The 20813-nt window shown below is 71.7% G+C and carries 16 protein-coding genes; 7 read left to right on the top strand and 9 right to left on the bottom strand.

Features of this window, described 5'->3' with window-relative positions; translation table 11 throughout:
* Positions 1–177: 177 nt before the first annotated feature.
* Positions 178–3753, bottom strand: coding sequence for a bifunctional glycosyltransferase/CDP-glycerol:glycerophosphate glycerophosphotransferase (locus tag BLU95_RS23685; protein WP_093861773.1), 3576 nt, complete (start codon positions 3751–3753; stop codon positions 178–180).
* Between the two features lie 157 nt (positions 3754–3910).
* On the opposite strand from BLU95_RS23685, the gene BLU95_RS23690 reads away from it, so the two are divergent.
* Both BLU95_RS23690 and BLU95_RS23695 read left to right on the top strand, forming a co-directional pair.
* The gene (locus BLU95_RS23690) at positions 3911–4909 is read left to right on the top strand and encodes a glycosyltransferase family 2 protein (RefSeq protein WP_093861774.1); all 999 of its coding nucleotides are present in this window, start codon (positions 3911–3913) and stop codon (positions 4907–4909) included.
* A gap of 95 nt (positions 4910–5004) precedes the next feature.
* Positions 5005–6039 (top strand): YihY/virulence factor BrkB family protein, encoded by a 1035-nt coding sequence (locus tag BLU95_RS23695; RefSeq protein WP_093861775.1) that lies wholly within the window; start codon positions 5005–5007, stop codon positions 6037–6039.
* Between the two features lie 31 nt (positions 6040–6070).
* Here BLU95_RS23695 and BLU95_RS23700 read toward each other — a convergent pair whose 3' ends face one another.
* Positions 6071–7288 carry a D-alanyl-D-alanine carboxypeptidase family protein gene (locus BLU95_RS23700; protein WP_197698614.1) on the bottom strand — a complete coding sequence of 406 codons (1218 nt, stop codon included), beginning with the start codon at positions 7286–7288 and terminating at the stop codon, positions 6071–6073.
* A gap of 147 nt (positions 7289–7435) precedes the next feature.
* Between BLU95_RS23700 and BLU95_RS23705 the strand changes: the two genes are divergently transcribed.
* Positions 7436–7693, top strand: a complete 258-nt coding sequence (locus tag BLU95_RS23705; RefSeq protein WP_093861776.1) for an SCO4848 family membrane protein — start codon at positions 7436–7438, stop codon at positions 7691–7693.
* 71 nt (positions 7694–7764) lie between these two features.
* Here the strand turns inward: BLU95_RS23705 and BLU95_RS23710 are convergent, their stop codons facing one another.
* From BLU95_RS23710 to sdhC, 4 genes are read right to left on the bottom strand one after another with little or no spacing between them, the layout of a single operon-like run.
* Complete coding sequence (locus tag BLU95_RS23710) at positions 7765–8538, bottom strand: succinate dehydrogenase iron-sulfur subunit (protein ID WP_093861777.1); 774 nt, start codon at positions 8536–8538, stop codon at positions 7765–7767.
* Complete coding sequence (gene sdhA, locus BLU95_RS23715) at positions 8538–10280, bottom strand: succinate dehydrogenase flavoprotein subunit (RefSeq protein WP_093861778.1); 1743 nt, start codon at positions 10278–10280, stop codon at positions 8538–8540. The genes BLU95_RS23710 and sdhA overlap by 1 nt, the downstream gene beginning before the upstream one ends.
* A gap of 54 nt (positions 10281–10334) precedes the next feature.
* Positions 10335–10826: a succinate dehydrogenase hydrophobic membrane anchor subunit gene (locus tag BLU95_RS23720; protein ID WP_030300556.1), complete on the bottom strand. Its 492-nt coding sequence runs from the start codon at positions 10824–10826 to the stop codon at positions 10335–10337.
* Positions 10827–10834: 8 nt separating this feature from the next.
* A complete protein-coding gene (gene sdhC, locus BLU95_RS23725) occupies positions 10835–11215 on the bottom strand; it encodes a succinate dehydrogenase, cytochrome b556 subunit (RefSeq protein WP_093861779.1) in 381 nt (126 codons plus the stop codon).
* Positions 11216–11438: 223 nt separating this feature from the next.
* Between sdhC and BLU95_RS23730 the strand changes: the two genes are divergently transcribed.
* Positions 11439–12347: a hypothetical protein gene (locus BLU95_RS23730; RefSeq protein ID WP_093861780.1), complete on the top strand. Its 909-nt coding sequence runs from the start codon at positions 11439–11441 to the stop codon at positions 12345–12347.
* 100 nt (positions 12348–12447) lie between these two features.
* Here BLU95_RS23730 and BLU95_RS23735 read toward each other — a convergent pair whose 3' ends face one another.
* The 3 genes from BLU95_RS23735 to BLU95_RS23745 form a co-directional block, all read right to left on the bottom strand.
* Positions 12448–12993 (bottom strand): 2-oxo-4-hydroxy-4-carboxy-5-ureidoimidazoline decarboxylase, encoded by a 546-nt coding sequence (locus BLU95_RS23735; protein WP_400747496.1) that lies wholly within the window; start codon positions 12991–12993, stop codon positions 12448–12450.
* Between the two features lie 274 nt (positions 12994–13267).
* Complete coding sequence (locus BLU95_RS23740) at positions 13268–14938, bottom strand: alpha/beta hydrolase (RefSeq protein WP_093861782.1); 1671 nt, start codon at positions 14936–14938, stop codon at positions 13268–13270.
* A gap of 86 nt (positions 14939–15024) precedes the next feature.
* On the bottom strand, positions 15025–15768 hold the full coding sequence (locus tag BLU95_RS23745; protein WP_093861783.1) for an SDR family oxidoreductase: 744 nt from the start codon (positions 15766–15768) through the stop codon (positions 15025–15027).
* A gap of 528 nt (positions 15769–16296) precedes the next feature.
* On the opposite strand from BLU95_RS23745, the gene BLU95_RS23750 reads away from it, so the two are divergent.
* The 3 genes from BLU95_RS23750 to BLU95_RS23760 all read left to right on the top strand — a co-directional run bounded on the left by BLU95_RS23750 (position 16297) and on the right by BLU95_RS23760 (position 20810).
* Entirely contained in the window at positions 16297–17550 is a 1254-nt protein-coding gene (locus BLU95_RS23750) for an amidohydrolase (protein WP_093861784.1), read from the top strand.
* Between the two features lie 291 nt (positions 17551–17841).
* Positions 17842–18903, top strand: a complete 1062-nt coding sequence (locus tag BLU95_RS23755; protein WP_093861785.1) for a BMP family lipoprotein — start codon at positions 17842–17844, stop codon at positions 18901–18903.
* 362 nt (positions 18904–19265) lie between these two features.
* A complete protein-coding gene (locus BLU95_RS23760) occupies positions 19266–20810 on the top strand; it encodes an ABC transporter ATP-binding protein (RefSeq protein WP_231978829.1) in 1545 nt (514 codons plus the stop codon).
* The last annotated feature ends 3 nt before the right edge of the window (positions 20811–20813 follow it).

Consider the following 20813-nt stretch of genomic DNA (forward strand, 5'->3'; position numbering starts at 1 on the left):
ATTTCCATCTCACCGGGAAAAGTATCCGGGGTCAATTTGAGAATTGACTGAGAATTAGCTGACGAGTTCGTTCGGGAAACTGCAGTTCGAAATCCGGGAAATCGGGGGCCGGAAAATGCGAGAGGCGCCCGACGCGGAATGCGCGTCGGGCGCCCCTCACCGGGCGGGAATTCCCGGTCAGGCCTCGCGGCTCAGCATGGCGTCCACCGCCCGGGCGGCGGCGTGGCCGTCGTCCAGGTCGCAGTACTTGTCGCGGAACGCCGCGTACTTGTCGGCGTACTCGGCGGTGACCTCGTCCACCCGGCCGAGCGCCGCCACCAGTTCCTCGGACGTGGCCAGCAGCGGGCCGGGCGCGTCCGCCTCGAAGTCCAGCGAGAAGCCGCGCAGGTTGTCGCGGTAGTGCGCCAGGTCGTAGGTGAAGAACAGGATCGGCTTGCCGGTCACGGCGAAGTCGAAGGTCAGGGCCGTGTAGTCGGTGACCAGCACATCGGCGGCCAGCAGCAGTTCGCCCATGTCCGGGTAGCTGCTGACGTCCCAGACGTAGCCGTTGCCGGCGCTCGGGATCTGCTCGCGGACGCTGGCGTGCCGGCGGACCAGCAGCACCTGGTCGTCGCCGAGCGCGGCCTGAGCCGCCTCCAGGTCCAGCTGGAGGTGCAGCTGGTAGCCGCCGTAGTGGCGGCGCCGGTCCTCGCGCCAGGTCGGCGCGTACAGCACGACCTTCTTGCCCTCGGGCAGGCCGAGCCGCTCGCGCACCCGCTCGGCGGTCTTCTCCTTGTCGGCGGCGAAGAACACGTCGTTGCGCGGCAGGCCGCTCTCGAGGATCTCGCCCTTGAAGTCGAAGGCACGGCGCAGCACCGGGGCGGCCCAGGTGCTGCCGGCCAGCAGCAGGCTCCAGTTCGGGACCTCCTTGGCGAGGCCCTTCAGGTAGTGCGAGTCGGTGAACCAGACCTTCTCGAAGTCGTGGCCGATCTGCTTCAGCGGCGAGCCGTGCCAGGTCTGCAGCACGATCTGGCCGGGCCGGCGGACGAAGAAGTCCGGCAGGTGCGCGCTGGTGACGATGTACTTCGCGGTGGCCAGGGTCTCGAACCACTCCGGGCTCCAGAGCCGCACCGAGCCCGCCGACTGCGGCAGGTCCGCCTGCAGGTCGTCGGTGCCCCACAGGTGCTGCAGCGGCAGGTCGCGGCGCACCAGTTCCTCGTGGATCGCCCGCGGCGAGTCCGCGTAGAGGCCGCCGAGGGCGACGTTGTAGAGCACCGTGTCGCGCAGCGGCAGCCGGCGGGCGGCCGGGTAGTCGGCCGTCCGCAGCTTGCGCTGGCGCCAGCCGCTGCGCTCCTCCGGAAGCAGTATGTTCTCGGACTCCAGCTGCAGGCCGTCGTGGTGGCGCCGCTCCAGCACGATCCGCTTGCCGCGGGCCTCCACCTCCAGCGGCAGCGCGTTCCAGCACTCGGGCGCGATCAGCGCGTACGAGGCCATGTCCGGGTGGAATGTGGCACCGACCGGACGGAACGAGACGTTCCAGCCGCCCTGGGCCAGCGGCACGTTGCCCGCGAAGGACGCGGTCGGCACGGCCGGCAGCGCGGTCCGGAACCGGCCGTCCGCGATCTCCACCGGGTAGACGTGCTGCTCCTCGCCCCAGTGGTGGCGCACGACCAGCTCCCAGCGGTGGGTGCCGGGCAGCGGGAAGGTGCCGCTGAGCAGGAAGCCGTCCGCGCCGCGCGCGGTCACCTCGTGCACGACCGGCTGCAGCAGCTGGTCCAGGAACTGCAGGTAGCCGCCGGGGGAGGGCTTGGAGTAGAGGGCGCGCCGCTCCTCGGGTGCGGCGTCGGCGTTCAGCACCAGGTTGAGCTGCTCCGGCGCGTTCCGGTCGTCCCAGACGAGCGGGGCGGTGGTGCCGTCGGCCAGCTCAAGGGTGGTGTCCCAGCGGTCGCGGGCGCGCTCCACCGCGATCGGGTCCAGCTCGGCCCAGGACTCCCGGACCTCGGTCAGCTCGGCGATCGGCACGGCGGCGTGGAACTGCTGGAGGCTGCCGACCGAGGAGCCGGTGGTCACCGGGAAGGTCAGCTCGCGCTCGGACTCCACGTGGGTCATCCGCAGCCGGGCGCCGGCCAGCCGGACGCCGGAACGGGCGGCGCCGGACACCTCGACCGTGCCGCCGTTCGCGGCCAGCCCGGTCACCCGGGCCTTGACGTTCTCCACCCGCAGGTAGACGCTGCCGTCGCGGACGAACGGGACGATCCGCACGTCCGGCTCGACCCAGTGCGAGGGCTGGTAGAGCGCGGTGTCCGACCAGCCGGCCCAGACCCGGCCCTTGTAGACGCCGCCCTTGCCCGCGCCGGCGACCAGGACGCGCCAGTTGCCGTCCTTCCACTGGCCGCGGTGCTTGAGCTTCTCCGGGTCGAGCGCGACGGTGAAGCCGGCCCAGTCGCAGTTGTAGAGGTCGTGGTGGTTGGTGGCGGTGGCCTCGGGGCTGTACTGGGTCTTCATCGGCACGGCGATGACCCGGCGGCCCTTGGCCTCGCGCAGCACCAGGGTGCGCACCATGTCGTGCTTGTTGGCCGCGCCCAGCTGCTCCGGGTACGCGTGGCCGGTCAGCCGCAGCCGGCCGGCCTCCCAGCGGGCGTCGTAGAGCCGGCTGCGGATGACGGTGGAGTTGCGCAGGCTGAGCAGGCCGGGCGGCACGCTCTTGCGGCCGCCGCGCAGGAACGGGTAGTCGGCGTAGGGGCGCAGCAGGCCCTTGGCGACGACACCGCCGTTGCTCTCGCCCTCGTACTTGATCTGCTCGACGAACTCGTCGATCCGGCCCTGCAGGGTCAGGTGGTACTTCAGCCGCAGCGGCGCGCGCAGCTTCTTGACCTGCTCGGGGCCGATCGCCCGCAGCAGCCGGCTGACGCTGGTGATGTACGCGTCCCGGTACTCCTTGTCGCCGTCCACGACGGACCAGAAGAACATCGGGATCTCTTCGACGAGGGTGTTCTCGTCGTAGGTCCTGAGGTACTCGGCGAAGCGCGGCTCGGTCTGCTTCCGCAGCCAGGCGCGGACCAGCTCGACCGAGGCGACCCGGTCGACCAGGCCCTTGGGGTTGGTGCGCATCTGGGTGATCGACATCTCGCCGACCTCGCGCTCGCGCCAGTGGTAGATCGGCTCGGAGAGCACGTCCACGCTCTTGGCGAGGTAGTGGTGCGGCACGCTGACCGGGGCGTCCTCGTACAGGATGCCCTCGGGGTAGATGATCCCGGCCGCGTCGAAGAAGGAGCGGCGGTACACCTTGTTCCACGCGGTGCGGTCGGTGACCAGCGAGGGGATCTCGGTGATGTGCGTCTTGAGCACGGTCTTGGCGAACGGGCGGCTGTGGCCGCCGGACTGGTAGTAGCCGATCGCGCGGAAGCGCAGCACGTTGCCGGTGGCGAAGTCCGAGCCGGTCTCGTCCAGCGTGTTGATCATCAGCTCGTACGCACTGGGCGGCATCGAGTCGTCGCTGTCGACGAAGCACAGGAACTCGGCGTCCGGGTCGATGTGCCGGATACCCGTGTTGCGGGCCGCGCCGAGGCCCTTGTTGACCTGGCGGACCAGCCGGAACCGGGAGTCCTTGGCGGCGTACGCCTCGGCGAGGGCGGCGCTGTCGTCCTTCGAACCGTCGTCGACCATGACGCACTCGAAGTCCGTGAAGGTCTGGGCGGCGATCGAGTCGAGGCATTCCACGAGGTAGCGCTCGACGTTGTAGATCGGGACGACGATGGAGAGGCGGGGAGCCATCGGCTACGCAGGCCTTTCTCGGGAAGGAGCGTGGCAGCCCCCTCGGGGTCTGACCGCACTTTGATTCGGTGCGTACGTGCGCGTCGATCCTACCCCCGGCCCATGGCCCCGCCGGGGGCCGTCCGAGGCCCCCGCGCAGGCCCATTACGCTGGAGCCATGCCCCGCTTCAGTGTGATCGTCCCGGTCTACCGGGTCGAGGACTACCTCGCCGAGTGCCTCGCCTCGGTGCTCGGCCAGGACGGTCCGGACATCGAGCTGATCGCGGTGGACGACCGCTCCCCGGACGGCTGCGGCGCGCTGCTCGACACGGCCGCCGCCGAGGACCCCCGGGTGCGGGTGCTCCACCTGCCGGAGAACGTCGGCCTCGGCCGGGCCCGCAACGCCGGCCTCGCCGTCGCCACCGGCGACTACGTGCTCTTCCTCGACAGCGACGACACCCTGACCCCCGGTCTGCTGAAGGCCGTCGACGACCGGCTGCGGGCCGTCGGCGACCCGGACGTCCTGGTCTACGACTACGCCCGCACCTACGCGGACGGCCGGACCGTCCGGGCCGCCTCCGCCAAGGTCTTCGGCGCCCCCTCCCGGGAGGTGTTCGACCTCGCCGAGCGCCCCGAGCTGCTCGAACTGCTCCAGGTGGTCTGGAACAAGGCCTACCGCCGCGACTTCGTCACCGCCCAGGGCCTGACCTTCCCGGCCGGGTACTACGAGGACACCCCCTGGACCTACCCGGCGCTGCTCGCCGCCCGCGGCATCACCCTGCTCGACCGGGTCGGCGTCCACTACCGGCAGCGCCAGGAGGGCGGCAACATCCTGGCCACCGCCGGCCGCAAGCACTTCGACGTCTTCGGCCAGTACGACCTGGTCTTCGCGTTCCTCGACGGCCGCCCCGAGCTCGACCGCTGGCGTCCGGTGGTCTACGGCCGGATGCTGCACCACCTCAACACCGTGGTCTCCCGGCCCGGCCGGATCCCGCCCGGTGACCGCCGGGAGTTCTTCCGCCGGGCCGCCGAGCACTGCGCCCGGCTGCGCCCGGCCGGCTACCGGGCGCCGCTCGGGGTGTCCGGACTGCGCACCGAACTGCTCGGCCACGGCCGGTACACCGCCTACCAGGCGGTCCGCGCGCTGGCCCGGGCCCGCCGCGCCGTCCGCCGCTGACCGCGGGCCTGACGGCCGGTCCGGCCGTCGGCCTGGCCGCCGGCCTCACGGCGGGCCTGACGGCCGTTCGGGGGACAGGCCGGTATAACCGGGAGGTGGACTTCCTCACCCGCCTCCCGGTGATCGGCCCGATCGTGACGCGGGTGCTGCGCAGCCGCCCCTACCGCGCCTACGAGCACTTCACCGCGCTGCGCGGCAACCGACTGGCCGGCGCGGTCACCTTCTTCGGCTTCCTCGCGCTCTTCCCGCTGCTGACGGTCGCGCTGGCGATCGCCGTCGCGACCCTCAGCGACAGCCGGGTCGACGACATCCAGAAGCACATCTCCGACCAGCTGCCGGGCATCTCGGACGCCCTCAACCTGCCCTCGTTGGTGGCCAACGCGGGTGCGGTCGGACTCGTCAGCGGCATCCTGCTGGTGCTCTCCGGCCTCGGCTGGGTGGACACCATGCGGACCTCGATCCGGGACATCTGGCAGCTGCCCGACGAGGAGGGCAACCCACTGCTGCGCAAGGGCTGGGACTTCCTGGTCCTCGGCGGCCTCGGCCTGGTCTCGCTGGTCTCGCTCGGCGCCTCGGCCGCCGGGACGACGCTGGCCGGCCGGATCGCCGACCAGCTCGGCCTGGGCTCGGGCGGGTACCTGCTCACCGCGGCCGGGCTGCTGATCGCCGTCGGCTGCGACATGCTGCTCTTCGCCTACCTGCTGGCGCCGTTCCCGAGGATCACGCACCAGCACCGGCGGGACGTCCTGAAGGCCGCGCTGATCGGCGCGATCGGCTTCGAGCTGCTGAAGATCCTGCTCTCGTCGTACCTCGGCTCGGTCGCCGGGAAGAGCCTCTACGGTGCCTTCGGCGTGCCGGTGGCGCTGCTGCTGTGGATCAACTTCGTCTGCCGGCTGCTGATGTACTGCGTGGCCTGGACGGCGACCGCCGATCCGGCCGCGGCCCGGGAGCGGGCCCGCGAGCGCGCCGCCGCGCTGGTCGCGGCCGCGGACGAGGCGGAGGCCGGTCCGGAGGCGGGCGGTCCGGAGGCGGGCGCTCCGGAGGCGGGTCCGGAGGCGGGCGGCCCGGAGCGGGCGGCCGCCGAGGCGGACCGTCCCCGGCCCCGGCACCCCCGGGACGGGGAGGGCTGAGACCGGACCGGTGCGCCCCGGCGGCCCGGGCTCAGCGGGCGGCCGCGCGCCGCCGGTTCAGCAGCAGTACGGCACCCGCGCCGCCCGCCGTCAGGACCACCCCGGTGACGACCCAGCCGACCGGCCCGAGGCCGTCCCCGGCGGAGTCCGCCGCCCGGGCGACCGCCGGGGCGGACCGGTCGGTCGCGGTCGCGGACGGCGAGGGGTGCGGCGGCGGGGCGGGAACCCCGGCGGCACCGCCAGCCTGGCCGGTCGGCGTCGTCGCGGCGCTCTCGCCCTCCTCCACCAGCTTCCCGACCGGGGCCACCTTGCCGGCCGCGGCGAAGCCCCAGTCCAGCAGCGCGGCCGTCTCGTCGTACACCTTCTGGTAGGTGGTCGGGTGCATCACCGTCACCAGCAGGGTGCGGCCGTCCCGTTCGGCGGCGCCGACGAAGGTGGAGCCCGCGTTGGTGGTGAAACCGTTCTTCACCCCGATCAGGCCCGGGTACTTGCCCAGCAGCCGGTCGGTGTTGGCGATCCCGAAGCTGCCGCGCTGCCCGGTGTTCCGGTCCACCGCGCCCGGGAACATCGCGTCGCGGGTCGCGCAGTAGCTCCGGAAGTCCGGGTTGCGCAGCCCCGCACGGGCGAACAGCGTCAGGTCGTAGGCCGAGGACACCTGGCCCTCCGAGTCGTAGCCGTCCGGCGAGACCACCCGGGTGTCCCGGGCCTGCAGCGCCTCCGCCCGCGCCTGCATCTCGGCCACGGTCTGCTGCACACCGCCGTTCATGTGCGCGAGGACGTGCACCGCGTCGTTCCCCGAGCTCAGGAACACCCCGCGCCAGAGGTCCTCGACCCGGTAGTCCAGGTCCTCCTTGATGCCGACCAGGCTGCTCCCCGCGCCGATCCCCTGGATCTCGTTGTCCGTGACCCGGTGCACCGCGTTGCGGTCGAACTTCGGCAGCACGGTGTCCGCGAAGAGGATCTTCAGCGTGGAGGCCGGGGCGAGCCGCAGATGCGGGTTGCTGGCCGCCAGCACCTCTCCCGACCCGGCGTCGGCAACTATCCAGGACTGCCCGGTGAGGTCCCCCGGCAGCGCCGGTGCGCCCGCCAGCGGATCCACCTGGACCCCCGGGAGCCCCAGCCGGTCACCCCCGACCGAGGCCGGCGGCGACCCGGGCGGTGCCGCGACGGCCACCGGGGCGGCCAACAGGAGCGGAAGGGCCGCGGCGGGCGCGGCGATCAGACGTGCGAGCTTCGAGCTAGTGGGCACCAGCAGACGGTACCCACTCGGGACCCCCGCCGTCCGCCTCTCCGCCCCGGTCCGCCGCAGGAGGGGGCCACCGTACGCCGAACGGACGCCCACGCATACTGGGGAAGCACACCGCCTTCACCTCCCCGCCCCACCGAGGACCGCCCCATGAAGCTCAGCCGCCGCACCTCCTGGTTCCTGACCGCCTTCGGCGTCTGGTCCCTGTTCATCTGGACCACCTTCGTCAAGAACCTCTGGAAGGACTCCGGCGGCCAGGCCTTCACCGGCGGCGACCACTCCCAGCCCACCGCCTTCTTCTGGGTCCACCTCCTCCTCGCCGTCACCTCCCTCGCCCTCGGCCTCGCCATCGGCACCATCGGCCTCCGCAGCCTCCGCGCCACCCGCCGCGAACCGGCCACCGACTGAGCCGCGCGCCGACCGGCAACGCGAAGGCCCCCGTCCGGAGCGGACGGGGGCCTTCGGCGTGGGGCCCGGGATCAGTAGCGGCGGGTGACCAGGGCGCGCTTCACTTCCTGGATCGCCTTGGTGACCTCGATGCCGCGGGGGCAGGCCTCGGAGCAGTTGAAGGTGGTCCGGCAGCGCCAGACGCCCTCACGGTCGTTGAGGATCTCCAGCCGCTGCTCCGCACCCTCGTCGCGCGAGTCGAAGATGAAGCGGTGGGCGTTGACGATCGCGGCCGGGCCGAAGTACTGGCCGTCGTTCCAGAACACCGGGCAGGACGACGTGCACGCGGCGCACAGGATGCACTTGGTGGTGTCGTCGAAGCGCTCGCGGTCCTCGGCGGACTGCAGGCGCTCGCGGGTCGGCTCGTTCCCCTTGGTGATGAGGAACGGCATGACGTCCTTGTACGCCTGGAAGAACGGGTCCATGTCCACGATCAGGTCCTTGAGGACCGTCAGGCCCTTGATGGCCTCGATCGTGATCGGCTTCTCCGGGTTGACGTCCTTGATCAGGGTCTTGCACGCCAGCCGGTTGCGGCCGTTGATCCGCATGGCGTCGGAGCCGCAGATGCCGTGGGCACAGGAACGGCGGTAGGTGAGGGTGCCGTCCTGCTCCCACTTGATCTTGTTGAGCGCGTCCAGGACGCGCTCCTTCGGGTCCAGCTCCAGCTGGTAGTCGACCCACACCGGGTCCGGGTGCTCCTCCGGGTTGAACCGGCGGATCCGGACGGTGACGGTGATCAGCTCGGTACCGCCGGCCTCGGCCGCGTCCAGAGCGGCCGAGTGCTTCTCCACGGTCGGAGTGCTCATCAGTACTTACGCTCCATCGGCTGGTAGCGGGTCGTGACGACCGGCTTGTAGTCGAGGCGGATGGAGGTGCTGCCGTCGGCGGCGACCTCCTGGTACGCCATGGTGTGCTGCATGAACTTCACGTCGTCACGGGTCGGGAAGTCCTCGCGGTAGTGACCGCCGCGCGACTCCTCGCGGGCGAGCGCCGAGACCGCCAGGACCTCGGCCAGGTCGAGCAGGTTGCCCAGCTCGATGGCCTCCAGCAGGTCCGTGTTGTAGCGGAAGCCCTTGTCCTGGATCGCGACGTTCTTGTAGCGCTCCTTCAGCGCGGCGATGTCCTCGACCGCCTGCTTCAGGGTGGCGCCGGTGCGGTACACCATCGCGTTGGCGTCCATGGACTCCTGCAGCTCCTTGCGGATCTGCGCCACGGACTCGGTGCCGGTGGACTCGCGCAGCGAGTCGACCAGGTTCTGGACCAGCTGCTCCGGGTTCTCCGGCAGCGGCACGAACTCGTTGGTGTCGGCGAAGGCCGCGGCGGCGAGGCCGGCGCGACGGCCGAAGACGTTGATGTCCAGCAGCGAGTTGGTGCCCAGGCGGTTGGCGCCGTGCACGGACACGCAGGCGACCTCGCCGGCCGCGTACAGGCCCGGGACGACGTCGGTGTTGTTGCGCAGCACCTCACCCTCGACGTTGGTCGGGATGCCGCCCATGGCGTAGTGCGCGGTGGGCTGGATCGGGATCGGGTCCGTGTAGGGCTCGATGCCGAGGTAGGTGCGGGCGAACTCGGTGATGTCCGGGAGCTTGGCGTCCAGCTGCTCCGGTGGCAGGTGGGTCAGGTCCAGGTAGACGTGGTCGCCGTCCGGACCGCAGCCGCGGCCCTCGCGGATCTCGGTGTAGATCGCGCGGGAGCAGACGTCACGGGACGCGAGGTCCTTCATGACGGGGGCGTAGCGCTCCATGAAGCGCTCGCCGTCCTTGTTGCGCAGGATGCCGCCCTCGCCGCGGGCGCCCTCGGTGAGCAGGATGCCCATCCGCCAGATGCCCGTCGGGTGGAACTGGAAGAACTCCATGTCCTCCAGCGGCAGGCCGCGGCGGTAGGCCACCGCCTGGCCGTCACCGGTGAGGGTGTGGGCGTTCGAGGAGACCTTGAACATCTTGCCGGTGCCGCCGGAGGCGAACACGACGGCCTTGGCCTGGAAGACGTGGATCTCGCCGGTGGCCAGCTCGTAGGCGACGACGCCGGCCGTGCGGCCCTCGTTGATCAGCAGGTCCAGGACGTAGAACTCGTTGAAGAACTCGACGCCGTGCTTGACGCAGTTCTGGAACAGCGTCTGGAGGATCATGTGACCGGTGCGGTCGGCCGCGTAGCAGGAACGGCGGACCGGGGCCTCGCCGTGGTTGCGGGAGTGGCCGCCGAAGCGGCGCTGGTCGATCCGGCCCTGCTCGGTGCGGGAGAAGGGCAGACCCATCTTCTCCAGGTCGAGGACCGCGTCGATGGCCTCCTTGCACATGATCTCGGCGGCGTCCTGGTCGACCAGGTAGTCACCACCCTTGACCGTGTCGAAGGTGTGCCACTCCCAGTTGTCCTCCTCGACGTTGGCCAGGGCGGCGCACATGCCGCCCTGGGCCGCGCCGGTGTGGGACCGGGTCGGGTAGAGCTTGGTCAGGACCGCGGTGCGGCTGCGCTGCGTCGACTCGATGGCGGCGCGCATCCCGGCGCCGCCGGCGCCGACGATGACGGTGTCGTACTGGTGAATCTGCATGGGGGGTTAACTCGCCTCTGGCCTCTGCCGATGTCCGATGTGGATGCTGTCGGCTCAGATGTTGGGATCGAAGGTGAAGATCACCAGGGTGCCGAGCAGCACGGTGAAGACCGTGGCGGTACCCATGAGGCCCTTCAGCCAGAGCCGGGTGGAGTCCTTCTCGGCGTAGTCGTTGATGACCTGACGCATGCCGTTGGCGCCGTGCAGCATGGCGAGCCAGAGCATGGTGAGGTCCCAGACCTGCCAGAACGGCGAGGCCCAGCGGCCGGCCACGAAGGCGAAGCCGATCTTGGAGACGCCGCCGTCGAGCACCAGCATGATCAGCAGGTGGCCGAGGATCAGCACCACGAGGACGATGCCGGACAGGCGCATGAAGAGCCAGGCGAGCATCTCGAAGTTGGTACGGGTGCGGCGCGGGGTCTTCTTCGTCCGCTGCCTGGCCGGTTCGATCACGAACGCGTCGGCCGGGTTGCCGGTGCCGAGACCCTTGCCGGTGTGCGCCTGGGCGGAGGGGACCACCACAGCGTCGGAGATTTCCGTGGACATGTCTCAGATCACTTCCCGAACCAGGAGGTCAGCGTGTGCTGCAGGATCGGGTAGAAGGCGCCGGCCATGAGGACGACCCAGACTCCGACCACGGACCAGAGCATCTGCTTCTGGTACTTCGGGCCCTTGGACCAGAAGTCGACGGCGACGACGCGCAGTCCGTTCAGGGCGTGGAACAGGATGGCGGCCACCAGGCCGTACTCCATCAGGTTCACGAGCGGCGTCTTGTACGTCTGAATGACGGTGTCGTACGCCTCGGGCGACACCCGCACCAGTGCGGTGTCCAGGACATGGGCGAACAGGAAGAAGAAGATGAGGACGCCGGTGACTCGATGAGCCACCCAGCTCCACATGCCTTCCCGGCCGCGGTACAGCGTTCCAGCCGGCACGGAAAAACCCTCCGGAAGCGATTGGGGGCTCGGCCGGCTTCGGTGTCGGTCAGCCCGGCCGGGTACGGTCCACCGGCCGCGAGCATCCTATCGACGCGTTGTCGGGAACCGCCTCCGGGGGTCCGAGGTGTGATCAATCAGGCACGACTGGCCTAGTCGTCCGGGAACCCTGGCCTCGATCGCGACACTGAGTGACCACGTGGATGCTCCGGGTCGCGCTACGGTGGCCCACCCGTTCGCCGTCCACACCCCCGCCGAGGCCCCCGTGCCGCACCGTGTCCCGCGCTCCGCCCGCTCTTCCGTCGGTCCGTCCGCCCGCTCCTCCGCCCCGCCGCCGGCCGCCCCGCTGCGGGCCGTGTCACCGCCGGCCGTGCCGCTGCTGCTCGGGGCGCTGCTGCTGGCCGCCGGCTGCGCCGGCCCGACGGGCGGCTCGGCCGACCGGGCCGCCGCCGCCCCGGCCCGGGAGCTGTCCGCCGCCGAACTGCGCGCCGCCGTGGTCACCGACGCCGAGCTGGGGCCGGGTTTCACCGTCACCGTGATCGCCCCCGGCCACGGCGAGACCGGCCCGGACGGCGGCCGGGAGACCGCCGACAAGCCGGTCTGCCAGCCGCTGCTGGACGCGGTGGCACCGGCGGCGGGCCCGGCGAAGGCCGCCCGGGCGGCCTCCGCCTCCCCGGCGCCGGTGCCGGCGGTGCCGTACGCGGAGACCGATCTGAGCGTCGCCCTGGCCGCCGACCCCTCGGGGAGCCTGTACGGCGGGCTGCTCGGCTACCGGGGGGACCGGGCGGCCCGGCTGCAGGCGGAACTGGAGGGTCTGTTCGGTCCGTGCGCGGCGTTCGCCTCGACCGCGCCGCCGCCCCCGGCGGACCGGAGCCGGGGGGCGACCCGGACCGGGCACCGGCTGAGCCGGAACGACACGCCCACGCCCGAGGGAGCCGACGCGGCGACGGGATTCACCCTGACGAATGAATCCGGTGCGGTGGTGCTCGCGCAGCGTGCCGTCCTGGCGCGGGTCGGACCGGCCCTGGTGGTGTTCAGCACGGTGGGTGTCGGTGCCGAGCCGGCCCCGGTGCCGGACGAGCGGGTGGTCCGGCGCCAGGTCGCCAAACTGCGCGCGGCCCAGAAGGGCTGAGCGCGGGCAGGGGGCGAAGGGGCGGGGCGGCCGAGGGCGCGGAAGGACCGAAGGGGGAAGAGCCGAGGCCCCGGGCGCCGAGGGCGCCCGGGGCGGGGGTTCAGCGGGCCCCGGCCCCCGAGTGGGTGGCGACCAGGTGCTCCAACCGGGTGAGGGCGATCCGGCGCAGCTCGTCGGCGGCGACCAGGCGCTCCTCGTCGGGGTCGTTGGCGAGGCGGGTGCGGATCGAGCTGAGCACGGCGTCGAGCATCTCCTCGGGGGCGATGCCCTCCAGGCAGACCACGAAGACATGGCCGAACCGTGCCTCGTAGGCGGCGTGGGCCGCCCGCAGCGCGGTGTGCGCCGCCTGGCTGCCGGGTGCGCGCATGCCGAGGAGCGGCTGCGGCATCCAGCTCTCGTCCGCCAGCGCCTCGGCCAGGTCGGCCGGACGCAGGTCGTACGAGGCCTCGCTGGCGGCGGCGCGCAGGGACTCTATGTCGGGATACGGCCGGTGGGCGGTGAGCCGCAGGGCCCACCGGTGGCTGCCGCAGCAGGCGAGCAGGGCCTCCTCCGCGGCTCCGGCGTCGGCCTCGTTGAAACGGTGCAACCCGAGGAGGGTCGGTTCGTCCCTGGGGTCGAGCCTCGGTGACGGAATGTCGCTGGCCAGCGGGTCCTCCTCGTGAGGGCGGGAAGGGGCCGGTGAAGTGGCGGTGACGGCAGGTGAAGTATGAGGCTGCGGAACGGCGTCCAACGCCCGCCCGGCAGCGGCTCAACGGTAGTTGAGCCGTCATCAGTTGGGGAGGGCGCACGCGGATTTCATCCGAACGAGCTATCAAGTTGTGACGTTGACACCTTCGTGTCAGCGCCCTCCCCTTCTTCATCTGCTACGTCGTACCGTCTCCGGCGCCGCTCCCGTCAGTCCCGGGTGACGGCCGGCGGGGTCAGGAGCACTTCGTCCCGGGGGCCGGCAGGGTGCCCTCGGTGAGGTACGCGGCGTAGGCGGCGTCGATGCAGCCGTTGTTCTTGCCGAACGCGCCGTGGCCCTCGCCGACGCGGGTGATCAGGGTGGCGTTGGCGAAGCCGGCGGCGAGCGACTCGGCGGCGGCGTACGGGGTGGCCGGGTCGCCGGTGGAGCCGGCGACCAGGATCGGGGCGGCGCCCTCGGCCCGGACGGTGTGCGGCTTCTCGGGCGTCCGGAACGGCCAGTCGACGCAGGAGCCCTCGCTGAAGTCCTCGACGGTGACGTCCTTGGAGAACAGCGGCGCCTCCTGCTTGAGCTTCTGCACGGCGGCCTGGGCCTGCTCGGCGGACGGCGCGGGTGCGGCGCCGTCGGCGCAGCGGATCGCGACGCGGGCCTCCTCGCTCGGGTCGTAGTGGCCCTTCGCGTCGCGGCCGTTGGACTCGTCGGCGAAGGCGAGCAGCAGGTTGGCGGTGCCGACCTTCATGGCCTCGGCGAGGGCGAGCCGCAGGGCCGGCCAGCCCTCCTTCTCGTCGTAGTAGAGCGTCGCCATGACGCCGGTCCAGCCGAGTTCGCTGCCGACCTTGCGCCCGTCCTTGGTCGGCAGCGGCTTGTCGCGCAGCCCGTCGAGGAAGTCCGCGGCCTTCTTGGCGGCCTTGGCGGGAGTCTTGCCGAGCGGGCACTGCTCGGCGTTCTTCTCGACGCAGTCGACGGCGAACCGCTCGAAGGACTTCTCGAAGCCGATGGTCTGGTTGACGCCCTTGTCGATCGACTGCTCGGCCGGGTCGACGGCGCTGTCGAGGATCAGCCGTCCGACGTTCTTCGGGAACTCCTCGGCGTAGAGCGCGCCGAGGTAGGTGCCGTAGGAGATGCCCAGGTAGTTGAGCTTCTGGTCGCCGACGGCGGCGCGCAGCACGTCGAGGTCGCGGGCCGTGTTGCGGGTGCCGACGAAGGGCAGCAGCTTGCCGGACCTGGCCCGGCAGGCGGCGATGAAGTCGGCCCGCTGCTTCTCGGCCATGGCCTTGGCCTCGGCGGGGTCGGCCGGGCCGTCCTGGGCGTTGAGCACGTCGCGCTGCTTGTCCTCCAGGCAGACCACCGGGGAGCTGGCGCCGGTGCCGCGCGGGTCGAGGCCGACGACGTCGAAGCGGTTGTGCAGGGTGCCCTCGAACTGCTCGGCGCCGAACTTGACCGTCTCCACGCCGGAGCCTCCCGGGCCGCCCGGGTTGACGACGAGCGAGCCGATCCGCTGGTCCTGCTTGGCGGCGGGGTTCTTGATCAGCGCGAGGTCGATCGTCTCGCCCGACGGGTTCGTGTAGTCGAGCGGGACGCGCAGCGTGCCGCACTTCATCAGCGAGATGTCGATCTTGTTCTCGGCGGCCTTGGCGTCCGGCGGGCAGGCGGCCCAGGCGATCTGCTGGCCGTAGAACGGTTTGAGCGCCGGGTCGTCGGCGCCCGTGGGCCGCACGGTCGGGGTGGGGGCCGCGGTCGTGGCGGTGGCGGCGGCAGTCGTGGCGGCGGCGTCCGACGGGGCGCCGGCGGCGGCCTGGTCCTGGGTCGGCTTCCTGTCCCCGTCGCACGCGGTGGCGAGCAGCAGACTGCCGGCCGCGAGGGCGGTCAGCAGGAGGCGCGGGCGGGCGGCCCGGTGAATCTTCATCGCACACGTGTATCACCGTGCGGAAAAGGTTCGAATACTGACCCCTGGTCGGGCCGCCCGCCGGACGTGGTCCTGGCCGGTCCGGGTCAGAGCTCGCGGTGCACCTTGTGGTTGGCGGCCTGGGCGCGGGGGCGGACCACCAGCAGGTCGATGTTGACGTGCGGGGGCCGGGTGACCGCCCAGGCGACGGTGTCGGCGATGTCCTCGGAGTCGAGGGGCTCGGCGACACCGGCGTACACGGCGGCCGCCTTCTGTTCGTCGCCGCGGAAGCGGGTCACCGCGAAGCCCTCGGACTTCACCATGCCCGGGGCGATCTCGATCACCCGGATCGGCTCCCCGCACAGCTCCAGCCGCAGCGTCGCGGCGATGGTGTGCGCGGCGTGCTTGGCCGCGACGTAGCCGCCGCCGCCCTCGTACGCGGCCAGCGCGGCGGTGGACGACATGACCAGCACCGTGCCGTCGCCGCTCGCCCGCAGGGCCGGCAGCAGCGCCTGGGTCATGTGCAGCACGCCGAGCACGTTGACCTGGTACATGGCGAGCCAGTCGGCCGGGTCGCCGTGCTCCACGCTCTCCGCGCCGATCGCGCCGCCGGCGTTGTTCACCAGGACGTCCACCCGGCCGAGCCCGGCCGCGAAGGCGTCCACGGCAGCCCGGTCGGTGACGTCCAGGGTGTGGGCGCGGCCCCCGATCTCCTTGGCCAGCGCCTCGATCCGGTCGGTCCGGCGGGCGGTCAGCACCACCTCGAAGCCCTCGGCGGCGAGCCGGCGGGCGGTCGCCGCGCCGATCCCGCTGCTCGCACCGGTGACGACGGCCACCTTCTGCTCGGTCATTGCCACTCCTGGGATAGCTCCGGTCGGTTCGGCCGATCATCTCAAGAGCGCCGGCGGGGGGCGCGGGCGCGGGCCGCCGGGAGCGGGACGGGGGCGTCCGCGCGGGTGGAAGTGGCCGGGACGGGGGCGTCCGCGCGGGTGGAGGGGGCCGGGGCGGGGGCGTCCGCACGGGTGGAGGGGGCCGGGGCGGGGGCGTCCGCACGGGTGTGCCGGGGACCGGGACGAGGCGTCCGCGCGGGTGGTGGGGGCCGGGACGAGGGGCGCGGGCCACCGGGGGCCGGGTCGAACGCTTTTGAGCCAGGATTCGAACTGTCCGGAGCCGGGCGCCGCCGCCCGGAGCGTCCGCGAACCGTCCGGCCGGGAGCGGCGTTACCGCCGCCGCCGACGGTCGTTGCACTGGGCAGGCACCATGGGGAAGGCGGCTGAAACAAGATGTCATACCCACCGGCGCGGCCGGTATGCGCCCATCCGGGCAGTGATTTTCCGGAAGTCGGGCCAAATCCCCCCAACGGGCCTACCCTTGTTGAGATGAACCGTCGTGAGTCCGCCCAGTCGGCCGTCACCCTCACCGCTGCACGCCCCGCCGCCGGTCTCCGTGACCGGGTACGCGAGCTGGAGCCCGAGCTGATCGCCTTCCGGCGGGACCTGCACCGGCACCCGGAGCTGGGCCGCCAGGAGTTCCGTACCACCGGCCGGCTGCGCGACCGTCTGGTCGCGGCCGGCCTCGCCCCCCGGATCCTCCCGGGCGGCACCGGAATGCTCGTCGACATCGTTCCCGGGTCCGCCCCGCGCGGGGCCGAGTTCCTCGCCTTCCGCGCCGACATCGACGCCCTGCCGATCGACGACGCCAAGACCGAGGTGCCCTACCGGTCGAGCGTCCCCGGCCGGGCCCATGCCTGCGGTCACGACGTGCACACCTCGGTGCTGCTCGGCACCGCGCTGGTGCTCGCCGAGGCGGCCCGGACCGGGGAACTCCGCCGCCCGGTCCGGCTGGTGTTCCAGCCCGCCGAGGAGGTCATGCCCGGCGGCGCCCTGGACGTGATCGCGGCCGGCGGCATGGAGGGCGTCGGCCGGATCTTCGCCGTGCACTGCGACCCCAAGGTGGAGGCGGGCCGGATCGGCCTGCGGGTGGGGGCGATCACCTCGGCCTGCGACCGGCTGGTCCTGCACCTGGACGGCCCCGGCGGCCACACCGCCCGGCCGCACCTGACCACCGATCTGGTCACCGCGATCGCCAGGACCGCCGCCGAGCTGCCGGCCGCGCTGGCCCGCCGGATGGACCCGCGCTGGGGCGTCTCGCTGGTCTGGGGCCGGATCGCCGCCGGCTCCGCGCCCAATGTCATCCCGCAGCACGCCGAACTCGAGGGCACCGTCCGCTGCCTGGAGCTGGAAGGCTGGCGGCAGGCGCCGGACCTGCTGCACGAGCTGATCGCCCGGCTCGCCGAGACCCACCGCGCCAAGTGGACGCTGGACTACCACCGGGGCGTGCCGCCGGTGGTCAACGAGGCCGGCTCGGTCGCCCTGCTGGACGCCGCGATGACCGCGCGCTTCGGCGGGCCCGGGGCGACCGTGGTGGAGGACACCGAGCAGTCGCTCGGCGGGGAGGACTTCTCCTGGTACCTCGAGCACGCCCCCGGCGCACTGGCCCGGCTGGGCGTCCGCCCGCCCGGCGACACGGCCGTCCGGGACCTGCACCAGGGCCGCTTCGACGTGGACGAGCGGGCGATCGCGGTCGGGGTCGAGCTGTTCGCCGCGCTGGCACTGGAACCCGGGACGCCCTGACCGCACGGGGCCCGGGACGCCCTGACACACTCCCTCGTACCGACCTGAACCGGACACCCACCCAGGGTGTCCGGTTTGTCGCAATACTCCCTTTATTTCGGGTTACGTACACTGGGCTGGGCCAGTTCCAATCACCCTCAGTGAAGGGGAAAGGAGTGTCGGGTGGACCGTGAGACCACGGTTTGGTAACAACCCGAATGCTCCGGCGGCCCGTAACACAACCGTGTTCTACGCGCGTTACGGTGGCGTCCGACCACGCTAAACGGGTGCGTGTGAGAAGGAGATATTCCCTTGCGCCGTTCTACTAAGCTCGCTGCGGTTGTGCTCTCGGGTTCCCTGGGCATCGCCTCGCTCGCCGCTTGCGGCGCAAAGAGCAATGACACTTCCGCCTCCTCCGGTGCCTCCGACGGTGCGCTGAAGGTCGGTATGGCCTACGACATCGGCGGCCGTGGCGACCAGTCCTTCAACGACTCCGCCGCGCGCGGTCTCGACCAGGCCAAGTCCCAGCTCGGTGTCGCCGTCACCGAGGCCGACGCCAAGACCGGCGAGGCCGAGGCCGACAAGGAGACCCGTCTCAAGAACCTGGTGACCGCCGGTTACAACCCGGTCATCGCGGTCGGCTTCGTCTACCAGGCCGCCGTCGAGAAGGTCGCCAAGGAGAACCCGAACACCAAGTTCGCGATCATCGACTCGGCGTCCGACACCCAGCCGAGCAACGTCACCTCGCTGACGTTCTCCGAGCAGGAGGGCTCCTACCTCGCCGGTGTCGCCGCCGCCCTCAAGACGAAGACCAAGCACGTGGGCTTCATCGGCGGTGTGCAGACCGAGCTGATCAAGAAGTTCGAGGCCGGTTACCGCGCGGGCGTCAAGTCCGTCGACCCGAGCATCCCGGTCGAGGTCACCTACCTGACCACCCCGCCGGACTTCTCCGGCTTCGCCGCCCCCGACAAGGGCAAGGAAGCCGCGCAGGGCCAGCTCGACAAGAAGGCCGACGTCATCTACACCGCCGCCGGCTCCTCCGGCAACGGTGCCATCGAGGCCGCCGCCGGCGCCGGCGCCCTGGCCATCGGTGTCGACTCCGACCAGGCCGCCCAGCCCGCCCTGGCGAAGTACAAGAACAGCATCCTGACCTCGATGGTCAAGAACGTCGACAAGGCCGTTTTCGCCTACATCGAGTCCGCCAAGAAGGGCCAGGTCTTCACCGGTGTGAAGAACTTCGACCTCAAGGCCGACGGTGTCTCGCTCGCCACCACCGGCGGCAAGATCGACGACATCAAGAGCAAGCTCGACGAGGCCTCCACGGCCATCAAGAACGGCGCCACCACCGTCCCGACCGACCCGTCCAAGCTGTAAGGCCCACGGTTCGACCGGACGTCGTTGCCGCTGCCGCCTGCCCGGCAGCGCGATGATGGACGCAACTTCAGGGAGGGGCCCGGAAGGGTGCGCTCAGTGCGTACCCCCGGGCCCCGTCCCGTCCCCGAAGCCTTTCCCCCCAGGCTCTTCCGCTTTTGGCCCTCCAGCGCAACGACGCGCCTCCAGACCACCAGGAGACCGCCATCACCGCATCCGACCCCGCCCCGACCACGGGCGGTAACCCCAGCGCGGGGACGGCGACACCGGCCGTCGAACTGCGCGGCATCACCAAGCGCTTCCCCGGCGTCGTGGCCAACCACGACATCAACCTCACCGTCCGCACCGGCACCGTGCACGCCCTCATGGGCGAGAACGGCGCCGGCAAGTCGACGCTGATGAAGATCCTCTACGGCATGCAGAAGCCGGACGAGGGCACCATCGCGATCAACGGCGAGCAGTGCGAGTTCAACACCCCCGGCGAGGCCATCGCGCGTGGCATCGGCATGGTGCACCAGCACTTCATGCTCGCCGACAACCTCACCGTGTGGGAGAACGTCGTCCTCGGCGGCGAGCACCTCTACGGCATCGGCGGCAAGGCCAAGGCGAAGATCAAGGAGATCTCCGACCAGTACGGCCTGGGCGTGCGCCCGGACGCCCTGGTCGAGGACCTCGGCGTGGCCGACCGCCAGCGGGTCGAGATCCTCAAGGTGCTCTACCGCGGCGCCAAGATCCTGATCCTCGACGAGCCCACCGCGGTGCTCGTCCCGCAGGAGGTCGACGCCCTGTTCGACAACCTGCGGGAGCTGAAGGCCGAGGGCGTCACCGTCATCTTCATCTCGCACAAGCTGCACGAGGTGCTCTCGGTGGCCGACGCGATCAGCGTCATCCGCCGCGGCACCACCGTCGGCGACGCGGACCCGAGGAGCGTCACCGCCCGCCAGCTCGCCGAGCTGATGGTCGGCGCCGAGCTGCCCTCCCCGGAGAGCCGCGAGTCCACCGTCACCACCGACGAGATGCTGCGCGTCGAGGGCCTGCGGATCGCCAAGACCGACGCCGAGGGCATCGAGCGCGTCGTCCTGGACGACATCTCGCTGCGCATCCACAAGGGCGAGATCCTCGGCATCGCCGGTGTCGAGGGCAACGGCCAGGCCGAACTGGTCGAGGCCGTGATGGGGATGCTCCCGCTGGACGGCGGCAGCGTCACCCTGGACGGCAAGGACCTCTCCGGCACCCTCACCCGGGCCCGCCGCGAGGCCGGCATCGGCTACATCCCCGAGGACCGCCACCGGCACGGCCTGCTGCTGGAGGCCCCGCTCTGGGAGAACCGGATCCTCGGCCACGTCACCGAGCGGCCCAACTCCAAGGGCGTGCTGCTCGACCCGGCCGCCGCCCGCAAGGACACCCAGCGGATCGTCGAGGAGTACGACGTCCGCACCCCCGGCATCGAGGTCACCGCGGCCTCCCTCTCCGGCGGCAACCAGCAGAAGCTGATCATCGGCCGCGAGATGAGCCACCAGCCCAAGCTGCTCATCGCCGCCCACCCCACCCGCGGTGTGGACGTCGGCGCCCAGGCGCAGATCTGGGAGCACATCCGGGTCGCCCAGCGGGCCGGCCTCGCCGTGCTGCTGATCTCGGCCGACCTGGACGAGCTGATCGGCCTCTCCGACACCATCCAGGTGATCTACCGCGGCCGGCTGGTCGCCGACGCCGACCCGGCCACCGTGACCGCCGAGGACCTCGGCACCGCGATGACCGGTGCCGCCACCCAGGATCACATCAAGTCCTCGCCGGAGGCGGTCGCCGCAGCACGCGCCCTGGCGGCCGAGGGCACCGAGGCCGCGCAGTCCGCGGCCCCCACCGACACCGCCCCCACCGACACCGCCGACGACCAGCAGGCGGGGGAGTAGCCA

Origin of the sequence: Streptomyces sp. TLI_053, from assembly GCF_900105395.1 — a bacterium.
Classification (GTDB): Bacteria; Actinomycetota; Actinomycetes; order Streptomycetales; family Streptomycetaceae; genus Kitasatospora.

What these genes read in the sequence shown, in the direction of transcription:
- BLU95_RS23685 (WP_093861773.1), bottom strand. Translation starts at nt 3,753, where the DNA reads ATGGCTCCCCGCCTCTCCATCGTCGTCCCGATCTACAACGTCGAGCGC.
- BLU95_RS23690 (WP_093861774.1), top strand. Translation starts at nt 3,911, where the DNA reads ATGCCCCGCTTCAGTGTGATCGTCCCGGTCTACCGGGTCGAGGACTAC.
- BLU95_RS23705 (WP_093861776.1), top strand. Translation starts at nt 7,436, where the DNA reads ATGAAGCTCAGCCGCCGCACCTCCTGGTTCCTGACCGCCTTCGGCGTC.
- BLU95_RS23710 (WP_093861777.1), bottom strand. Translation starts at nt 8,538, where the DNA reads ATGAGCACTCCGACCGTGGAGAAGCACTCGGCCGCTCTGGACGCGGCC.
- sdhA (WP_093861778.1), bottom strand. Translation starts at nt 10,280, where the DNA reads ATGCAGATTCACCAGTACGACACCGTCATCGTCGGCGCCGGCGGCGCC.
- BLU95_RS23720 (WP_030300556.1), bottom strand. Translation starts at nt 10,826, where the DNA reads ATGTCCACGGAAATCTCCGACGCTGTGGTGGTCCCCTCCGCCCAGGCG.
- BLU95_RS23740 (WP_093861782.1), bottom strand. Translation starts at nt 14,938, where the DNA reads ATGAAGATTCACCGGGCCGCCCGCCCGCGCCTCCTGCTGACCGCCCTC.
- BLU95_RS23745 (WP_093861783.1), bottom strand. Translation starts at nt 15,768, where the DNA reads ATGACCGAGCAGAAGGTGGCCGTCGTCACCGGTGCGAGCAGCGGGATC.
- BLU95_RS23750 (WP_093861784.1), top strand. Translation starts at nt 16,297, where the DNA reads ATGAACCGTCGTGAGTCCGCCCAGTCGGCCGTCACCCTCACCGCTGCA.
- BLU95_RS23760 (WP_231978829.1), top strand. Translation starts at nt 19,266, where the DNA reads ATGGGCGAGAACGGCGCCGGCAAGTCGACGCTGATGAAGATCCTCTAC.